This is a genomic window from Sphaerisporangium rubeum, assembly GCF_014207705.1.
Taxonomy (GTDB): Bacteria; Actinomycetota; Actinomycetes; order Streptosporangiales; family Streptosporangiaceae; genus Sphaerisporangium; species Sphaerisporangium rubeum.
Genome location: NZ_JACHIU010000001.1, coordinates 6,924,284 through 6,940,657 on the forward strand (window position 1 = coordinate 6,924,284; position 16,374 = coordinate 6,940,657).

General features: G+C 68.4%; 17 protein-coding genes and 2 tRNA genes. 6 read left to right on the forward strand and 13 right to left on the reverse strand.

The genetic code is table 11. From position 1 onward, the window contains the following. Positions 1-111: 111 nt before the first annotated feature. The 7 genes from BJ992_RS29295 to galU form a co-directional block, all read right to left on the reverse strand. A tRNA-Ala gene (locus BJ992_RS29295) sits at positions 112-185 on the reverse strand. Positions 186-243: 58 nt separating this feature from the next. After that, entirely contained in the window at positions 244-1,128 is an 885-nt protein-coding gene (locus BJ992_RS29300; RefSeq protein ID WP_184986475.1) for a hypothetical protein, read from the reverse strand. A gap of 174 nt (positions 1,129-1,302) precedes the next feature. Beyond that, complete coding sequence (locus BJ992_RS29305; protein ID WP_184986477.1) at positions 1,303-1,935, reverse strand: GNAT family N-acetyltransferase; 633 nt, start codon at positions 1,933-1,935, stop codon at positions 1,303-1,305. A 156-nt stretch (positions 1,936-2,091) separates the two neighbouring features. Then, the gene (locus BJ992_RS29310) at positions 2,092-2,559 is read right to left on the reverse strand and encodes a molybdenum cofactor synthesis domain-containing protein (RefSeq protein WP_184986479.1); all 468 of its coding nucleotides are present in this window, start codon (positions 2,557-2,559) and stop codon (positions 2,092-2,094) included. Then, entirely contained in the window at positions 2,556-2,984 is a 429-nt protein-coding gene (gene moaC, locus BJ992_RS29315; protein ID WP_246497672.1) for a cyclic pyranopterin monophosphate synthase MoaC, read from the reverse strand. The genes BJ992_RS29310 and moaC overlap by 4 nt, the downstream gene beginning before the upstream one ends. A gap of 38 nt (positions 2,985-3,022) precedes the next feature. Then, on the reverse strand, positions 3,023-4,219 hold the full coding sequence (gene glp, locus BJ992_RS29320) for a molybdotransferase-like divisome protein Glp (protein ID WP_184986483.1): 1,197 nt from the start codon (positions 4,217-4,219) through the stop codon (positions 3,023-3,025). A 4-nt stretch (positions 4,220-4,223) separates the two neighbouring features. Beyond that, positions 4,224-5,129 (reverse strand): UTP--glucose-1-phosphate uridylyltransferase GalU, encoded by a 906-nt coding sequence (galU, locus tag BJ992_RS29325; protein ID WP_184986485.1) that lies wholly within the window; start codon positions 5,127-5,129, stop codon positions 4,224-4,226. Between the two features lie 25 nt (positions 5,130-5,154). Between galU and BJ992_RS29330 the strand changes: the two genes are divergently transcribed. Continuing rightward, positions 5,155-5,730 carry a 5-formyltetrahydrofolate cyclo-ligase gene (locus BJ992_RS29330; RefSeq protein ID WP_343072922.1) on the forward strand — a complete coding sequence of 192 codons (576 nt, stop codon included), beginning with the start codon at positions 5,155-5,157 and terminating at the stop codon, positions 5,728-5,730. Here BJ992_RS29330 and BJ992_RS29335 read toward each other — a convergent pair. Next, positions 5,727-6,785: an LCP family glycopolymer transferase gene (locus BJ992_RS29335; RefSeq protein WP_184986487.1), complete on the reverse strand. Its 1,059-nt coding sequence runs from the start codon at positions 6,783-6,785 to the stop codon at positions 5,727-5,729. The genes BJ992_RS29330 and BJ992_RS29335 overlap by 4 nt on opposite strands. 123 nt (positions 6,786-6,908) lie before the next feature. On the opposite strand from BJ992_RS29335, the gene BJ992_RS29340 reads away from it, so the two are divergent. The 4 genes from BJ992_RS29340 to cpaB all read left to right on the forward strand — a co-directional run bounded on the left by BJ992_RS29340 (position 6,909) and on the right by cpaB (position 10,873). Continuing rightward, on the forward strand, positions 6,909-8,411 hold the full coding sequence (locus BJ992_RS29340) for a potassium/proton antiporter (RefSeq protein ID WP_184986489.1): 1,503 nt from the start codon (positions 6,909-6,911) through the stop codon (positions 8,409-8,411). 323 nt (positions 8,412-8,734) lie between these two features. After that, positions 8,735-9,046, forward strand: coding sequence for an FmdB family zinc ribbon protein (locus BJ992_RS29345; RefSeq protein WP_184986491.1), 312 nt, complete (start codon positions 8,735-8,737; stop codon positions 9,044-9,046). Positions 9,047-9,396: 350 nt separating this feature from the next. Continuing rightward, entirely contained in the window at positions 9,397-10,203 is an 807-nt protein-coding gene (locus BJ992_RS29350) for an S-methyl-5'-thioadenosine phosphorylase (protein ID WP_184986493.1), read from the forward strand. A 40-nt stretch (positions 10,204-10,243) separates the two neighbouring features. Beyond that, positions 10,244-10,873: a Flp pilus assembly protein CpaB gene (cpaB, locus tag BJ992_RS29355; RefSeq protein ID WP_184986495.1), complete on the forward strand. Its 630-nt coding sequence runs from the start codon at positions 10,244-10,246 to the stop codon at positions 10,871-10,873. A 4-nt stretch (positions 10,874-10,877) separates the two neighbouring features. On the opposite strand, the gene BJ992_RS29360 is transcribed toward cpaB, so the two are convergent. Continuing rightward, positions 10,878-11,945 carry a D-alanyl-D-alanine carboxypeptidase family protein gene (locus tag BJ992_RS29360; RefSeq protein ID WP_343072923.1) on the reverse strand — a complete coding sequence of 356 codons (1,068 nt, stop codon included), beginning with the start codon at positions 11,943-11,945 and terminating at the stop codon, positions 10,878-10,880. A gap of 193 nt (positions 11,946-12,138) precedes the next feature. Further along, positions 12,139-12,693, reverse strand: a complete 555-nt coding sequence (locus BJ992_RS29365; protein ID WP_184986497.1) for a hypothetical protein — start codon at positions 12,691-12,693, stop codon at positions 12,139-12,141. Between the two features lie 404 nt (positions 12,694-13,097). Here BJ992_RS29365 and BJ992_RS29370 point away from each other — a divergent pair. Further along, a tRNA-Arg gene (locus tag BJ992_RS29370) sits at positions 13,098-13,170 on the forward strand. Positions 13,171-13,375: 205 nt separating this feature from the next. Here the strand turns inward: BJ992_RS29370 and BJ992_RS29375 are convergent. The 3 genes from BJ992_RS29375 to BJ992_RS29385 are packed head-to-tail and all read right to left on the reverse strand — an operon-like array spanning position 13,376 to position 16,307. Continuing rightward, complete coding sequence (locus BJ992_RS29375) at positions 13,376-14,743, reverse strand: tyrosine-type recombinase/integrase (RefSeq protein ID WP_184986499.1); 1,368 nt, start codon at positions 14,741-14,743, stop codon at positions 13,376-13,378. Next, on the reverse strand, positions 14,740-14,931 hold the full coding sequence (locus BJ992_RS29380) for a helix-turn-helix transcriptional regulator (protein ID WP_184986501.1): 192 nt from the start codon (positions 14,929-14,931) through the stop codon (positions 14,740-14,742). Before BJ992_RS29380 ends, BJ992_RS29375 begins: the two co-directional genes overlap by 4 nt. Then, positions 14,928-16,307, reverse strand: a complete 1,380-nt coding sequence (locus BJ992_RS29385) for a replication initiator (RefSeq protein WP_246496816.1) — start codon at positions 16,305-16,307, stop codon at positions 14,928-14,930. Before BJ992_RS29385 ends, BJ992_RS29380 begins: the two co-directional genes overlap by 4 nt. Positions 16,308-16,374: the final 67 nt, after the last annotated feature.

A 16,374-nucleotide genomic window follows, 5' to 3' on the forward strand; every position in this document is an offset into this window, starting at 1 on the left:
CGCGCTGCGCTCCAGCCAGACTTGAGCGTTCCGACCTCGTAGTCACTCAGTTAGTCACCCGGGAGATCAAAAAGGCCGCTTCCGATCGACGGAAACGGCCTTTGACCTGGGTGGAGCTGAGGGGATTCGAACCCCTGACCCCTTCGATGCGAACGAAGTGCGCTACCGGACTGCGCTACAGCCCCTAGGACCTGACCAGGTTAGCAAACTTTGGGGGTTGCCCGCGCCACCGGAGTGGGGTGATCAATCTCCTGAGGCGCGGCGGCGGTCGGCGTGCTGGTCGAAGAGCTTGATGCGGGAGCGGAACTCCAGGATCTCGGCCTGGGCCTGCTCGGCGGCGCGTTCCTCGGCCTCTTGGAGTTCGCGGGTACGGCGGTCGCGGGCGGCGCGGGCCTCGGCGGCGGCGCGCTGGTCGCGGTCGGCCTGGACGGAGACTCTGAGGATGGAGAGGTAGCCGGCCAGGAGGAGGAGGGAGGGGGGGACGGACCACCAGGGGAGCAGGCCGGCGATGGCTACGGCGAGCACGCCGAGGGGGATGAGAACGCTCCACAGGAGGCCTTGGCGGCGTCTGGCCATGATGCGGGCCCGGCGACGGGCCTCGGAGGTGGAGGCGGGGTCCTCGGGGCGGCCGGGGTCCTGATGATCGTCTGTGGGAGATGGGGAGTCGGTGGTGGATGTGGACGTCTCGGGGTGCGGCGTGGGTGGGGTGGTGGTGGCGGGCTGGGTGCGCGAAGTGGATGGGGATTCGGTGTGCGCGATGGTTTCGGTACGACGGGTGGCTTCGGTGCTTGTGGTGGAGTCGGTGCGCGGGGTGGCTTCGGTGCGCGTGCTGGAATCGGTGTGTGAGGTGGTGGGGTGGGTATGCGAGGGGAGGTCGGGTGCTGTCGCTTGTTCTGGCTCGGTTGCGGGGTCCGTGGAGGAGGACCGGGTGAGGAGGGGGAGGTTCATGGTGTCGGCGTCGGGGTCGGCGGGGAGTGGGGAGGACGGTACGGAGACGTCGGTGAGGGTGTCGCCGTCGTCGTAGGCGTCGGCGTGTTCCACGGCGTGGCGGTCGCGGCGCAGCCACATGGGGACGAGGACACACAGCCACATCACCACGATGCCGAGGTAGAGGAAGGCGCTGCTCATCGGGCCTCCTCAGGGCAGCGTGAACACAGCGTGGGGCTTGGTGCCGCGGCGAATGTGTTCACGTGACGCACCGTAGGACCGTGTGTCACTGGTTGACGAGTATTCGCTGCGGTGTGTCGTGAGAACGTCAACCTGTTTATCGCCAAGCGTCAGTCAAAAGCCGGTTATACGGGGCTACGCGATGCCGTCGTGCGGAGCTTTCTGGCTGGTTCGGCGCCACTGGTCGAGCAGACCCCTCGGGACGTCCTCTGAGGTGAGCGCGTAGCAGATGTGGTCGCGCCAGGCGCCGTCGATGTGCAGGTGGCGGCGCCGTATGCCTTCCTCTCGGAAGCCGAGTTTCTCCACCACGCGGCGGCTGGCGTGGTTCTCGGGGCGGATGTTGGCTTCCAGGCGGTGCAGGCCGACGGTGAAGAAGCAGTGGTCGACGGCCATGGCGAGCGCGGTCGGGGTGATGCCGCGGCCGGCCAGCGCGCTGCTGATCCAGTAGCCGACCTGGGCCGAGCGTGCCGAGCCCCACACGATGGCGCCGACGGTGAGCTGACCGGCGAACGCGCCGCGCCACGTGACGACCCACGGCAGGGCCAGGCCTTGGCGTGCCTCTCTGCGCAGGGTGCCGACCATGGAGATGTACGGGCCGAGGCCGGTGCGGAACAGCGGCGTCTCGGGGTTGCTCGGCTCCCATGGCCGCAGCCAGTTGGCGTTGCGCAGCCGCGTCTCACGCCACACACTCACGTCGCGCAGGCGGAGCGGCCGGAGCCCCACCGGTCCCTCTGCCAGGGTCGCCGGCCAGCCGCGTAGTCGATCCACGGGTCAATCATCCCCTGTCGAACCCTATGTTCGCCATGGCGTACCTTATGACCCCGCTTGGCGGGGTAACGGCCGGTCCTGACAGGTTCCGTGCCGAAGGCGCAGCGTACCGGCTCGGCGGGCCCGGTGGGAGGCGTAACGGCGGTCACCAGTGGTTCAGTGGTCGCCGCCTCCGATCTGGTCGACGGCGTGCCGCAGGATCGGTGCGAGGATCGCCATGCCGTCCCGCACCCCGCCGGAGGAACCTGGCAAATTGACGATGAGCGTGCGGCCCGCCTGGCCCGCGAGGCCCCGTGACAGCACCGACGTGGGGACCTTGTCGCGGTTGGCCAGGCGTACGGCCTCGGCGATGCCGGGGATCTCGCGGTCGATCACGCGGCGGGTCATCTCGGGGGTGAGGTCCTGCGGGGTCAGCCCGGTGCCGCCGGTGGTGACGATCACGTCGTACCCGGCCGCGACGCCGGCGCGCAAGGCCGCCTCGACGGGCTCGCCGTCCGGCACCACCTCGGGGCCGTGCACCTCGCAGCCGGCCTCCGTCAGCAGCTCGGCCAGCAACTTCCCGGACTTGTCGGGGTAGACGCCGGCGGCGGCACGGTTGGACGCCGTCACCACCAGCGCCTTCACGGCCGGGTCCAGACGCCGGTCTTGCCGCCGGTCTTCTCCTCGACCCGTACGTCGGTGATGACCGCCGCGGGGTCCACCGCCTTGATCATGTCGATCAGGGCCAGGGCCGCGACCGTGACGGAGGTCAGGGCCTCCATCTCGACGCCGGTGCGGTCGGCGGTCTTGACGCGCGCGACGATCCGTACGCCGTCGTCCTCGATCTCCAACTCGACCCGCACACCGTGAACGGCGATGGGGTGACACAGGGGGATGAGGTCCGGCGTGCGCTTGGCCCCCTGGATGCCGGCGATGCGCGCCACCCCGATGGCGTCGCCTTTCGGTACGTCCCCGGCGCGCAGCACCGCCACCGCCTCCGGCGACAGCAGCACGCGGCCGGTCGCGGTGGCCGTACGCGCGCTGACCTCTTTGCCGGACACGTCCACCATGCGTGCCGCGCCGGTCTCGTCCAGATGTGTCAGCTCACTCACAGCGGGATCACCTCCACAGCCGTACCCGCGGGCACTTCGGTGACGCGCTCAGGCACCACGATCAGCGCGTCGGCGCCGGCCAGCGCGGCGAGCCGGTGCGAGCCCTGGCCGCGCACCGGCGCGACCTCGGCGCCGTTCAGCACGCCGCGCAGGTAGGAGCGCCTGCCGTCAGGTGAGCGCAGCGCCTCGGTGGTCGTGGCGGTCACCGTGCGCGGCGGACCGGCAGGGAGCCCGCGCATACGGTCGAGCGCCGGCCGGACGAACAGGACGAACGAGACGAACGACGAGACCGGGTTGCCGGGGAGCGTGAAGATCGGCGTGTTGCGCGTTCCCACCGCTCCGAAGCCCTGCGGCATGCCGGGCTGCATGGCGACCTTCTCGAACCGTACGGTGCCGAGCGGCGTGAGCGCCTCCTTGACCGGCTCGTACGCACCCATCGAGATGCCGCCACTGGTGATCACCGCGTCGGCGTCACCGAGAAGGCCGGTCAGGGTTTCGAGGAACGCCGCGGGGTCGTCCCCCACGGCGCTCCTGCGCACCGCCTCACCACCGGCCTGCCGTACCGACGCGACCAGCATGAAGCTGTTGGACTCCCAGATCTGCCCCGGCCCGAGCGGCAGGCCGGGATCGACCAGCTCGGCGCCGGTGGACAGCACCAGCACCCGCGGCCTCGGCCGAGCACGCACGGTGCGGCGGCCCACCCCGGCGAGGATGCCGAGCTGAGCGGGTCCTATGAGCGTGCCGGCGGTGAGCACGACGTCCCCGGCGCGGACGTCCTCGCCGGACCGGCGGATCGCGTTGCCGAGCGCGGGGGGCCGGTGGATCGCGACCCGCACCGTGCCGCCGTCGGTCCACTCGACCGGCACGACGGCGTCGGCCCCCTCCGGCAGCGGCGCGCCGGTCATGACGCGGGTGACCGAGCCGGGCTCCACCACGCGTGGCGCCTGCTCACCCGCGGGGACGTCGGCGGCCACCGGGAGCAGCACGGGCCGCTCCTCGGTGGCCTTCTCGACGTCGGCGGCCCGCACGGCGTAGCCGTCCATGGCCGAGTTGTCGAACGGCGGCAGCGCGACCGGCGAGGTGACGTTCTCGGCGAGCACGGCGCCGAGAACGTCGTCGAGGTCCAGCTCGGCCGGGTCGATCGGCCGTACCGCGGCAAGGATCTCGTCCAGGTGCGCGTCCACCGGCTTCATGAGGTCACCTCGCGTCGTTGTCCAGGAACTCGCGCAGCCACGGGATGAATTCGCCGGCGAGATCGGGCCGCTCCGCGGCGAACTGCACGACCGTGCGCAGGTAGTCGAGCTTGTTGCCGGTGTCGTACCTGCGTCCGCGGAACAGCACGCCGTGCACAGGACCGCCGCCGTCGTTGTCGCGGCCCGCCAGCTCCAGCAGCGCGTCGGTGAGCTGGATCTCGCCACCCCGGCCCGGCGGGGTGTTCTCCAGCACCTCGAACACGGCGGGATCGATGACGTACCGGCCGATGACGGCCCAGTTGGACGGCGCCTCGTCGGCCGGCGGCTTCTCCACGAGGCCGGTCACCCGCACCACGTCGTCCTCGGACGTCGGGGCGATCTCGGCGCAGCCGTACAGGGAGACCTGCTCGCGCGGCACCTCCATGAGCGCGACCACGCTGCCGCCGTAGGTGTCGCGCACCTCGATCATGCGCTTGAGCAGGTGGTCACGCGGGTCGATCAGGTCGTCACCGAGCAGACAGGCGAACGGGTTGCCCCCGACGTGCTGCTTGGCGCACAGGACGGCGTGGCCGAGCCCCTTCGGCTCCCCCTGCCGTACATAGTGGAACGTGGCGATTTCGACCGGTTCGAGCACCTGGGAGAGGCGTTCCTCGTCCCCCTTGGCGGCGAGCACCTCCTCGAGCTCGTACGCTCTGTCGAAGTGGTCCTCGATGGAGCGCTTGTTGCGGCCGGTCACCATGAGGAGATCGAGCAGCCCGGCGGCCACCGCCTCCTCGACGACATACTGGATGGCCGGCTTGTCGACGATCGGCAGCATCTCTTTGGGAGTCGCCTTGGTCGCCGGCAGGAACCTCGTGCCGAGCCCGGCGGCGGGGATGACGACTTTGGTCACTGGATCGTAGTCAGCCATGAGACGCACCTTAATGGAGGGCCGAGTGGACAAAGCGGAGCTGCGCCGCAGGATCGTCGCCTCACGAGCGGACGTCGCCGATCCGCGCGGCTCCGCGACAGCGATCAGGGAAACGCTACTCGACCAGCCTTGGGTGCAGATGGCCGGGTTGGTCGCGGCGTACTGGTCCACCGGTGACGAACCCGCCACTCACGGGTTGATCTTCGCGCTGTGGAAGCACGGCGCCACGGTGATCCTGCCGATCCTGCGGCCGGACGACGACCTGGACTGGGCCGTGTACGACGGTCCCGACTCGCTGGCGCCGGGGCCGCGCAAGCTGATGGAGCCGGTGGACACCCCGCGAGGAGTGGACGCCATCCGTACGGCGGCGCTGGTCATCGTCCCCGCGCTGGCCGTCGACCCCGTCACCGGCATCCGGCTCGGGAGAGGCGGCGGGTCGTACGACCGTGCGCTGGCGCGCGTCGGACCGAACGTGCCGACCGTGGCGCTGCTGCACGAAGGTGAGCTGGTGGACGTCCCCGCGGAGCCGCACGACCGGCCGGTGTCGATGGTGGCCCTTCCCTCGGGGATCGTGCGGATCCCCGGGAAAGATTCACGTTAGGGAAGGATCGTCAGATCGTTCAGGCCGCCGCTGCTGCCGAAGTACTCTTCGAGCTTGTCGTCCCTGATCGCCGTGAAGAACTTCTCACCGGCCCGTTTGTCCAGCCGTACGACGCTCGCGCCACGCACGGTCACCGAACCCAGGTTGGGGATGGTGGCCGAGTCGACCTTGTCGGGCCGGATGTCCCGTAGTCCCAGGGCGAGGTCGCGCAGCGTGCTGAGCGTCACCCCGTCGTCCACGCTGACCGCGCGCGTCAGGGCTTCGAGGAAGTCGTTGAGTTTGAGGGGATCGGTGAGCAGGTCCCGACTGATGATCTTGCGACCCATCGCGCCGATGAACGCCTGCTGGCGCCTGATGCGGTCGAAGTCCCCCTCTGGCAGGTTGTACCGCTGCCGTACGAACAGCAGCGCCTTCTCACCCTCCAGGTGCACCGTGCCCTGCGGCCAGGTGACCTTGTTGGCCGGGTCGTAGACCTTCTTGGCGACGTAGACGTCGACGCCGCCGATCGCCTCGGTCATCGTGACGAAGCCCTTGAAGTCGAGAGCCGCGAAATGATCGATGCGGACCTTGGTCAGGTTCTCGACCGTACGGATCAGCAACTGCGGGCCACCGAAGGCGTACGCTGCGTTGATCTTGTTGTTTCCGTGTCCGGGGATACGGACATAGGAGTCGCGGGGGATGCCGATGAGAGTGAGCCGAGCCCGGTCTGCGGGGATATGTACGATCATGATGGTGTCGGCCCGCTGGTTGCCTGCCTCACCCGGCCGCTTGTCCGAGCCGATGAGCAGCCAGTTCTGCGCCTCACCGACCGTCTTGGCCGGACGGCCCGCCTCCTCGGGGAACGCTCCGGGTACGCGCTCGATATTGCCGTTCAGCGTGATCTGACGCTCCATCACCAGCGCGAACCCCGCGGCCACCACCATCGCCACACCGAGCGCCGCCACGATGAGCAACCGGCGCAGCAGGCGGGGACGTTTCCTCGGCTCCGTCCGGACGATCTTCTCGTCGCCGGCCTCCACGACGCTCTCCGCGACCGGGGAAGTCTCGTCCGTCACCTGTTTGACCTGTCTTGATGTGTTTCGCGAGTGTCGCGAGTGACGGTAGCTGAAAGTAGTTCATCGTGGTAGAGGGCTATACGAATACGACACAATAGCCGGAAAACGCTAGATGGGAGGCCGGTGGATCTGGATTTCTGGCTGCTGCTCGCATCCGCCGTCGTCATCGTCGCCATCGCCTCAGTGCGTGTCGCCCACCGCACGGGACTCCCCAGCCTGCTGATCTACCTCGGCCTCGGCCTGCTGCTCGGCGAGGCGGGATTCGGCATCCACTTCGAGAACGCGCACCTGGCCCAGCAGATCGGCCTGATCGCCCTCGCGGTGATCCTCGCCGAAGGTGGTCTCACCACCCACTGGGAGCACGTGCGGCGGGCCGTACCGACGTCCCTGGTGCTCGCCACCATCGGCGTCGCCGTCAGCATCGTCGTGCTCGCAGGCGCCGTGCACTGGCTCCTGGCCTTCGACTGGCGGACGTCCCTGCTGCTCGGCGCGGTCCTCGCCTCCACCGACGCCGCCGCGGTGTTCTCCGTGCTGCGCCGGCTGCCGCTGCCGCCACGGCTCGCCGGCATCCTGGAGGCCGAGTCCGGCTTCAACGACGCGCCGACCGTCATCGTCGTCATGATGCTGAGCACCGGCAGCGGCACCCTGCCGAGCGTCGGCCACGTCGTGATCGACGCCGTGCTCGAACTGGCCATCGGCGCCGCCGTCGGCCTCGTCGTCGGCCCCGTCGGCGCGTACACCCTGCGCCGCGTCGCGCTCCCCGCGTCCGGCCTCTACCCCATCGCGGTGCTCGCGCTCGCCTTCGTCACCTACAGCGGAGCCACGCTTCTGCACGGCAGCGGCTTCCTCGCCGTCTACCTCGCCGCGCTCGTGCTCGGCAACGCACGCCTGCCGCACCGCATGGCCACCCGCGGATTCGCCGAAGGCGCCGCCTGGCTCGCGCAGATCGGGCTGTTCGTCATGCTCGGCCTGCTCGCCAGCCCCTTCGAACTGCCGTCCACCATCATCCCCGGCATGATCGGCGGCCTGGCGCTCGTACTGCTCGCCCGCCCCCTGTCGGTCGTCGTGTCCGCGCTGGTGACCCGGCTCGTCCGCATCGACACCCTGTCCGTGCGCGAACAGATCTTCCTGTCCTGGGCCGGCCTGCGTGGCGCCGTCCCCATCGTGCTCGCCACCATCCCCTGGGCCGCCGGGGTCGTCGGCGCCAAAGGCATCTTCAACGAGGTCTTCGTCATCGTGATCGTCTTCACGATGGTGCAGGGCCCGACGCTGCCGTACCTCGCTCGCGTCCTCGGCATCAGCGACCCCGGCGAAGCCCGCGAACTCGGCGTGGAGTCCGCTCCCCTGGAGGAGCTCAACGCCGAGCTCCTCCAGATCGCCATTCCACCCGGCTCGCTCCTGCACGGCGTCGAGATCTTCGAACTACGTCTCCCCTCCGACGCGGCCGTCACCATGATCGTCCGTGACAACCACTCCTACGTCCCCGAACCCACCACCCGCCTCCGCTCCGGCGACCAACTCCTCATCGTCACCACCGCAGCCCTACGCCAAACCGTCGAACGCCGCCTCCGCGCCATCAGCCGCCGCGGCAAACTCGCCGGCTGGTTCGGCGAACGCGGCGAATGACCACCCGACGGGCCTCTGACGTCCTCCTCGCGCGTACGGCGAGCGACCCCAGCAGCCCCAGGCACCGTCCACCACCAACCCACCTCATAGACCAATGCTCACACCCCGGGCCGACCGGCACCTCGAACATGGCGGCCACCAGGCGGATCTCGGCCCCCCGACCTCCCAGTAGCCTGTCCTGACCAGCGGTTCCCCACCCCGCAACGACCCCTTGGACCGGGATTAGAAAGCTTCCGGGTGGCGTTTACCCTAGTCGGCTGCGTACCATTAGCAGTCGCACCGGTAGAGTGCCAATCAGGCTTGAGCCATATAAGGAGGAGTGCGTGCCTACCTACCAGTACGCCTGCACCGCGTGCGGTGAGGGCCTCGAGGTCGTCCAGCGCTTCACCGACGACCCCCTGACCACCTGCCCCCAGTGCCAAGGCCAGCTCCGCAAGGTCTTCTCCGCCGTAGGCATCGTCTTCAAGGGCTCCGGTTTCTACCGCACCGACAACCGGTCCTCCAGCTCGTCCAGCACCACCAGCACCACCACCCCCGGCTCGTCCACCACCCCGGCGACCGACCCCACCCCCAAGAAGGAACCGGCCACCACAGCCCCTTCCTCCTCCAGCACCACCACAACCTCAGCCGCCTGACCCCCGGTTGTACGGCCCCGGCCGTACAACCACTCGGGGGATACGGCCCTGAATGTCCCGATCATGCCGGCACTCGACCGGCTGGCCGTACCACACCTCGGGCCTGTGGACTTCGCCTTCAGCCATGCCTGTGCTCCCTTGGGCCACCGCCAATCGGCGCAGATGTGGCGAACCGAAAGGAACCGGCGCTCCTTTCCGGCCACCGGCGCACGCCATCGACACGAGCACGGCACCCGTGAAGAGCTGAAAGACAGTCCCGCGGCGCGCGCGGGACCTGCGGCCCCAGGGTTTTCCACAGGATGAACCCCAGCCCCCTTCCCCCTTTTCCACAGCGCGCTAATCTCTCGCCCATGGTCATGACAGCGGACATCGGCGTCATCGGCGGCTCAGGGTTCTACACCCTCCTGGACGACGCCAAAGAGATCGAGGTAGACACCCCGTACGGCCCCCCGAGCGACGTCATCACAGTGGGCCAGATCGGCGACCGCTCCGTGGCGTTCGTCCCCCGCCACGGCCGGGACCACCGCTACCCACCCCACCGCATCCCGTACCGCGCCAACCTATGGGCCCTCCGCTCCCTAGGCGTCCGCCAGGTGGTGGCCCCCAGCGCCGTAGGTTCTCTCCGCGCCGACTACGGCCCCGGCACCCTGGTGATCCCCGACCAACTCATCGACCGCACCTCCGGCCGAGAGCAGACCTACTACGAGGCCGGCGCCGCCGTCCACGTCTCCTTCGCCGACCCGTACTGCCCCCGAGGCCGCGCTCTCGCCTACGAGAAAGCCGTCGCCGAAGACTGGCCCGCCGTCGACGGCGGCACCCTGGTCATCATCGAGGGCCCCCGCTTCTCCACAAGAGCCGAGTCGAAATGGTTCAGCTCCAACGGCTGGTCCATCATCGGCATGACCGGCCACCCAGAAGCCGTCCTCGCCCGCGAACTCGCCCTCTGCTACACCCCCCTTGCCCTGGTGACCGACCACGACGCCGGCGTGGAAGCCGGCGAAGGCGTCACCCACGAAGAAGTCCTCACCTTCTTCGCCGCCAACAGCCAACGCATGCGCACCCTCGTGGCCTCCGTGGTGAACGACCTCTCCCTCGACCGCACCTGCCCCTGCCCCGAGACCCTCACCGGCATCCCCCTCCCTCTGACCCTCCCTTGATCCGCAACCATCACCCACACCTCATCCTCAGGAGCCGGCGATGCGGCCGACATCACCCCCACTCCGGCTGATCGTCCGCCATCGCCGGCTCCTGGCGGCCCTTCTGGCAGCCACCGCCCTGTGGTGCGCCACCCTCGCCGTCCGGCCACAACCCACCACCGCCGTCCTCGCCGCAGCCCACGACCTCGGCAGCGGCCCCCTGACAACCGGCGACCTCACCACCGTGAACCTCCCCACCACAACCATCCCCGACGGCGCCATCCGCCCCGGCACCGACGTGACCGGCCGCCTCCTCGCCGCCCCCCTCCGCCGCGGAGAGCCGATCACCGACATCCGCCTCCTCGGCCCCACCCTCGTGGACGCCTATGGCCCCGGCATGCGCGCGACTCCCGTACGCATCCACGACCCGGCCACCGCCTCCCTCCTCCACCCCGGCGACACGGTGGACGTGATCGGCACCACCACCCAATGGGACGACACCTCTGCCCCAGCGTCCCCCACCGTCATCCGCTCACTGAAAGTGATAGCCACCCCGAAACCACCCACCGACCAGCTGACCGACGCCGGCACCCTGATCGTCCTGGTGACCACCCCCGACCAGGCCACCACCCTGGCCCACGCCGCCACGACATCTCGCCTCTCCGTGACCATCCACGGCAGAGCAGGCTGAACCCCTACAACAGCGACCCAAGCTTCGGGTCATACTCCCAGTGCCAAGGCTCGAACGGACTGCTGTAGGCCCATTCCGGGTGAATCCACCCGAACCTCTTCCCGTTCGCCTCAAGCCAGTTGAACTGCGGCGACCGGAACCTGTCCACCCCACCGCAAAGATCAACCGCCAGCCCCAACCCATGGTTACTCCGCCCCGGCACCGCCGCGAACCCCGGCCGCCGGTAGAACACCGCCTGCTGCTCCCCCAGGCTCCGATAACTGTCCGTCACACACATCGGTCTCCCGAACTGCTTCCGGTAAGCCTCATTGAGCGCCACGAACGCGATCGCCGCATCCGCCCGCAACTGCTCCCCCCGCTGCTGCAACGGACAGAGCACATCCACCGGCAACAACCCATTGGGAAACTCATCCGCCGCGTTGACCTGCGTAGGATCACAAGCCGCCCCCGTACGTCCCCCCGCGTTGACCTTCACCCCAAGCTTCACCAGCGTCCGCGTCAGCGTCTTCACCACACTCGCCGACCGCTTCCGCAACGTATCGATCTCCATGCTGAGCTGCGCCTCGACCAGCAGCTTGTTGGCCCGCAGATCCTGCGCCTGCGCCGCCAGCTTCTGCTGCTCCTGATACAACCTCCCCGCGTCTTCCAGCACCTCGTCCCGCCCCGACACGAGATACGTCATATCGCTCAACGCACGAAGACTGCCCTCTTCCTGCCCCGAGAACAGCGGCGCCAGATCCCCACCCGAAGGCGCCTGGTACAGCGACTGCACAAGATCAGCCAACGGCTTCCGCAACTTGGACAGCTCGACATTCGCCTTCTGCAGCTCCGCCAGCTTCCCCTTCAGCTCCTTGTCAGCCTTGACGAGCGTAGCCTGCCGCCGCTCCAACGCCTTGGTGGCCTCCGCCAGCCCCTTGGACGCCTTCTCAGCCTCCCGCCGAAGCTTCGTAAGATCCCCCGGCGCATCCACCGTCTTCTCAGCACCCCCCACCCAACCCCACCCCTCCACCCGCACCGCCCCAGCAGCCCCCCCAGCCGTGACCAGCGAAACCACCGCCATCACCACAGCCACAAGGCCCACCGCCCGAGGAGCCGGCACAGTAAGCCCCCTCCCTTTACCCCAGATTGACCCGCACCCGGCACGCACGTTACTACAGCCAGCAAGCCCCCGCCCCCAACTCCAGCCACCCGATATATGCAACTAACACCCCAAATCCCCCACCCCAAAGCCCTCCCGAACCCCCCCACACCCCACCAGCCCTCCATCACAACCCCCCGAGACCCTCCCCACCCACCAACCCCGCATCCACCCCCTCCACTCCAACTCCCTCAGCCCCCACGCACTTGTACAACTCCCGGCCCCCCACTAACACCACCCCTCCAACTCTGCCAAACCACCACCCACCCATCAGACCCCCAATCAACCTCGCCCCCTCCACCCGCCACACCTCCTGCCTTCTCTCCCCCACCCGAGAAAACCTCTCCATCCCCCCTAGGCAGCCGACCCCCCAAGCCACCCCCACCAACCCCCCCTCCCAAGCCACCCCCACCAACCCCCCCTCCCAAGCCACCTGCACCGACCGGCCTTCCCAAGTCGCCTCCACCGACCCGCCCTCCCAAGCCACCCCCACCACGCAGACCTCCGCCTCCCGCCTCCCGCCTCCGACCTTCCGACCGCTCACCACCCCCCTCAACAGCACCTCGAACCCCACCCCCCTCCCGTACCGACCGCCCTGAACTCCCTCCCCTACCACCGCCACACCCCACGACCCCAGCAACCGTCTCCCCCACCTCCCCAAGACCACCGCGACCCTCCCCACCCAAACCCCCCGATCCCCTACTCTCAAGCCCACCCTCGACCCGCCCCCAAACCCGCACCCGCTCCAACCGCGGCACCTTCCTCCCCTCCACCCCCAAAACCCCCGACTCCTGCCCTCCCTCCATAGACCCCCCCACAACCACCCCATCCCCGTACCCATGAACCTCAGCCATCACCAGCCCACCCCCCATCCCAGCAGGCACGACCACCCCCAGCACAACAACAGCAACCCGCCCCCGCCACCGATCCTTGATCCCTCTCACGCCCCGGCACCCTAGCCACCCAACCACCCCCTCACCCCCAACCCATCCACCGCTTTACCTCCTCCCACCCTCCCCAACACCCCCACCCCTCCCCACCACGCCACACCCACCCTCACCTTTCGGTACGCTTACCCCAGACCCAGCCTCCGTAGCTCAGGGGATAGAGCACCGCTCTCCTAAAGCGGGTGCCGCAGGTTCGAATCCTGCCGGGGGCACATACCGACCAGCACAAACCCTGCCTGAGCAGGGCTTTCCCTCCCATGCCTCTACGATCGCGTGCAGCCGTAGGCCGTCGTGTGCAGCCGTATGTCACCCGTCGCGGGATATACGCGGGATGGAGCGTAAGCCGTTCTGCCAGGTCAGCCACGGAAAACAGAAGGACCCCGGGATGACCCGGGGTCCGTAGCACAGCGACGCGGATCAGCCGTTCAAGGCGTCACCGATCTTGAGATTCGCCGGTTCCTGTTGACCTTCGATGCATTTGGCGTAGACGCGTAGCAGAACGTCGACGCTGTGGCCGGCACGCTTGGCCACTTCGGTGGCCGGCACCCCGGCGTTAAGCCACAGCGATACCGCCGCGTGCCGAAGATCGTAAGGACGGGCAGCCAGCGGCGAGGCGACCTGTTCCGCGGTCAACGTCACACGCCGAACCTGCTGCCAGACACCCGAGTACGCCGAGGACGAGAACGGCTTGCCTTTGGACGTGCGGAACAGTCGACCGTCATCAGCGACCCCGTACCGGTCGAGGTGCGCACGCAAGACGGCCACGAGGGCCGGAGGGATCGGGATCTCCCGGGTGTCGTCCTTGGCGCGATGCTTGAGCCCCCGCGTGTCGTGGGTCTCTCCGGAGTTGGTCCATCTCTTGTTGGCCTGTGGACGTGCCTTCTCAACGGTCAGCAGTCCCCATCCGACCTCAGGCAGTTCACAGTTCTCACGTCGCAGTCCGGCAGCCTCTTCCGGCCGCAGAGCCGCGTAGTACATGCAGGCGAACATTCCATGCAGCCGCTTTCCCCTCGTACGGCCGATCGTCGGAACTGCCGCCAGCAGCGCCCGCGCCTGTTTCGGATTCACGACGGTGCGCGGGTCGATGGTGCCGGTCGCCTTTGGCGGCTTCCACTTGATGGCATGCAGCGGGTTGGCCTGGAGTTCTTTCTGCTCTACGGCGAGTTCCAATAGATGATGGAGAACTTCACGCTTCCGGCGCACCGTGTTGGCAGCAGCATCCTTACCGGCGAAGGTCACCGAGATGGCATCGAGAGCGGTCCGAATCACTCGGGAGTCATGGAGGTCCGCCAGCGGCAACGAGGCCTTTTCCAACCAGGTCAAGGCAGGCCGAAGACGCGGCGGCACCTCGGGACACCGGTCAGCCGGCAGCAGTACGTACTCCCGCAGCAGCGATCGCAGGACCGCATCGTCCGGCCGGCCAGGGAGATCCGCGACAAGTGCCGGGATCAACGACAGCAGCCCGTACACATCCGTTTCCCGGGTGCGAGCCGCCGAACCACGCCACCGACTGACCACGTAGGAGCGACCGAAGTCCAGGACCGACGGCCCCGCGGCTGGAACCGCGGCAAGCATCGACATCGGCAATCCGCTGGCGATGTCGAAAGCCTCACCTACCTTGGCGGCCTGCCGCAGGTCCGAGAGGAAGTTCTCAGCTAACGTCTTGGTGCGCAGAGTCTTGGACTTCGCCTTACCGCCGACCTTCCAGCGAGCCTCATACGACGGCCGCTTGCTCGACTGGTTTCGCCGGACCTCCCAGAACTTCACGTCATAACTGGTGTTCACGCCGCCTCCCGAAGCGCGTCGAGCCAGGCGAGGAGGTCACTGCGCCACACGCGAAGTTCGTCGTTCGGGAGCTGGAGGCATACCGGCGCACGGCCCAGTTCACGCCAGCGGTAGAAGGTTCGCCGAGAGACACCGCCGAGTTCTTCGAGCACCTCGGGCAAGGTCAGCAGTTCGTCTCGGCGCGTCATCGCGCACCGTCCGGGCTAGCGGAGGAGCCGCCGGTGAGTGCGGCATTGAGGAGCTGTTCGCCGGTCGGCAGGCCGCGGCCGTCGTACGTCCAACGAGCGATGACGACCGGCTCGTCCTCCCCGAGGACCGGCAGGCGGCCGGTGGCAATGTCTTCCTGTCGTGCGTGGTGGACGCGTAAAGCTCGAAGGCCCCCGATGGTGAGGGAGTAGCGGCGGCTTCTGGTGGAGAAGTGGCCGCGGTAGCCGAGCATGTGAGCCCAGTGGGTGAGACGCAGTTCGGCCAGGTGGGGAAGACTGCCGAGGCGGAAGCATTCGGCGATCAGGCGTCGAGGGTGATTCCGCAGGCCGAGTGCGTCGAGGTCTTCGAGGGGGTAGATGCGCCGGTCGAGGGTGCCGACGCACTCGGCGGCTTTGGTGGCGTACTTGGCAATGTAGGCGGCGATGTTGCGTTCGTGGGTGCCGCCGTCTGTGTGGATCGGTCGGATGTCTAGCTGCCTGCCCCAGCGCAGGACCCGCACCGGTTCGCCTGGTGTGATGGAGATGCGTACCGAGACGGCCGGGACCGCGCTCTGCACTGCCGTTGTGAGGGTGTCGGCGGTGGCCCATGCCGGAGGCGAGGAGGAAGGTCCGTCCGGTCCGTCGAGGCGGATGACGGCGTGCAGGTGGACGACGCCGCGGCGTTGATACTCGGCGACTTTGGCGAAGGACAGGACCAGGTGGTTGCGAAGGTCACGCAGCGCGAGACCTCCTGCCGCGGCGAGTCTGCGGCGTAGAGCATCGGTGAAACGGGCCCACAATAGGGACGCGGCAGCGTTGAACAAGACCGCGCCGGAGTAGTCGAAGCAGTCCGGGCATAGCGGTTCGCCGAGGACCTGTTCGTCAACGGCGTGCCGAGTAGCACAGGACAGGACGCGACCATGCGGGCAGGGCTTGGCCTCGCGTCGAGGGTGGCAGGGCCGGGTCTTGCCTCCGTGCTGTCGGCTGGAGTGCACGGGGCCGAAGGATGGGGCGGTGAGGGTGACGAACAGGGTCGGGTGAGTGCTGACCGAGACGGGGATACCTTTTCCGCCGATGAGGCCAGCGCGGATGAGTTGGTAGGTGTCGGCGCGGTAGGTCTTGGCGCAGGCGGGACAGCGGGTCGCGCGCCGGGTCTTGCAGGGCAGGCGCAGAATGCCGCCGGGTTCGGTGTGGGTGGTGTAGGTGTGCAGGCGCCGGCTGGTCGCGAGGTCGACGTGGATGACGGTGCCGCGGACGTTGATGGGGTTGCGGCATCCGCCGGTTCGGTGGAGCTGGGTGGCCAGGCGTTGGTAGTCGGGGCTGTTGAGTCGTGCGATCAGTGCCGTGATCGCGTGCGGATCGGTGGTGGGTGCGGGCAAGATGGTGTCCTCCCTTCGCTCGTTGGGGTGGAGGGATGGCCCCCGACCTGGCAGGCGTCTTGGCGGA

Coding starts and splice junctions, on each gene's coding strand:
- BJ992_RS29300 (WP_184986475.1), bottom strand. CDS start 1,128: ATGAGCAGCGCCTTCCTCTACCTCGGCATCGTGGTGATGTGGCTGTGT.
- moaC (WP_246497672.1), bottom strand. CDS start 2,984: ATGGTGGACGTGTCCGGCAAAGAGGTCAGCGCGCGTACGGCCACCGCG.
- glp (WP_184986483.1), bottom strand. CDS start 4,219: ATGAAGCCGGTGGACGCGCACCTGGACGAGATCCTTGCCGCGGTACGG.
- galU (WP_184986485.1), bottom strand. CDS start 5,129: ATGGCTGACTACGATCCAGTGACCAAAGTCGTCATCCCCGCCGCCGGG.
- BJ992_RS29350 (WP_184986493.1), top strand. CDS start 9,397: ATGGTCATGACAGCGGACATCGGCGTCATCGGCGGCTCAGGGTTCTAC.
- cpaB (WP_184986495.1), top strand. CDS start 10,244: ATGCGGCCGACATCACCCCCACTCCGGCTGATCGTCCGCCATCGCCGG.
- BJ992_RS29380 (WP_184986501.1), bottom strand. CDS start 14,931: ATGACGCGCCGAGACGAACTGCTGACCTTGCCCGAGGTGCTCGAAGAA.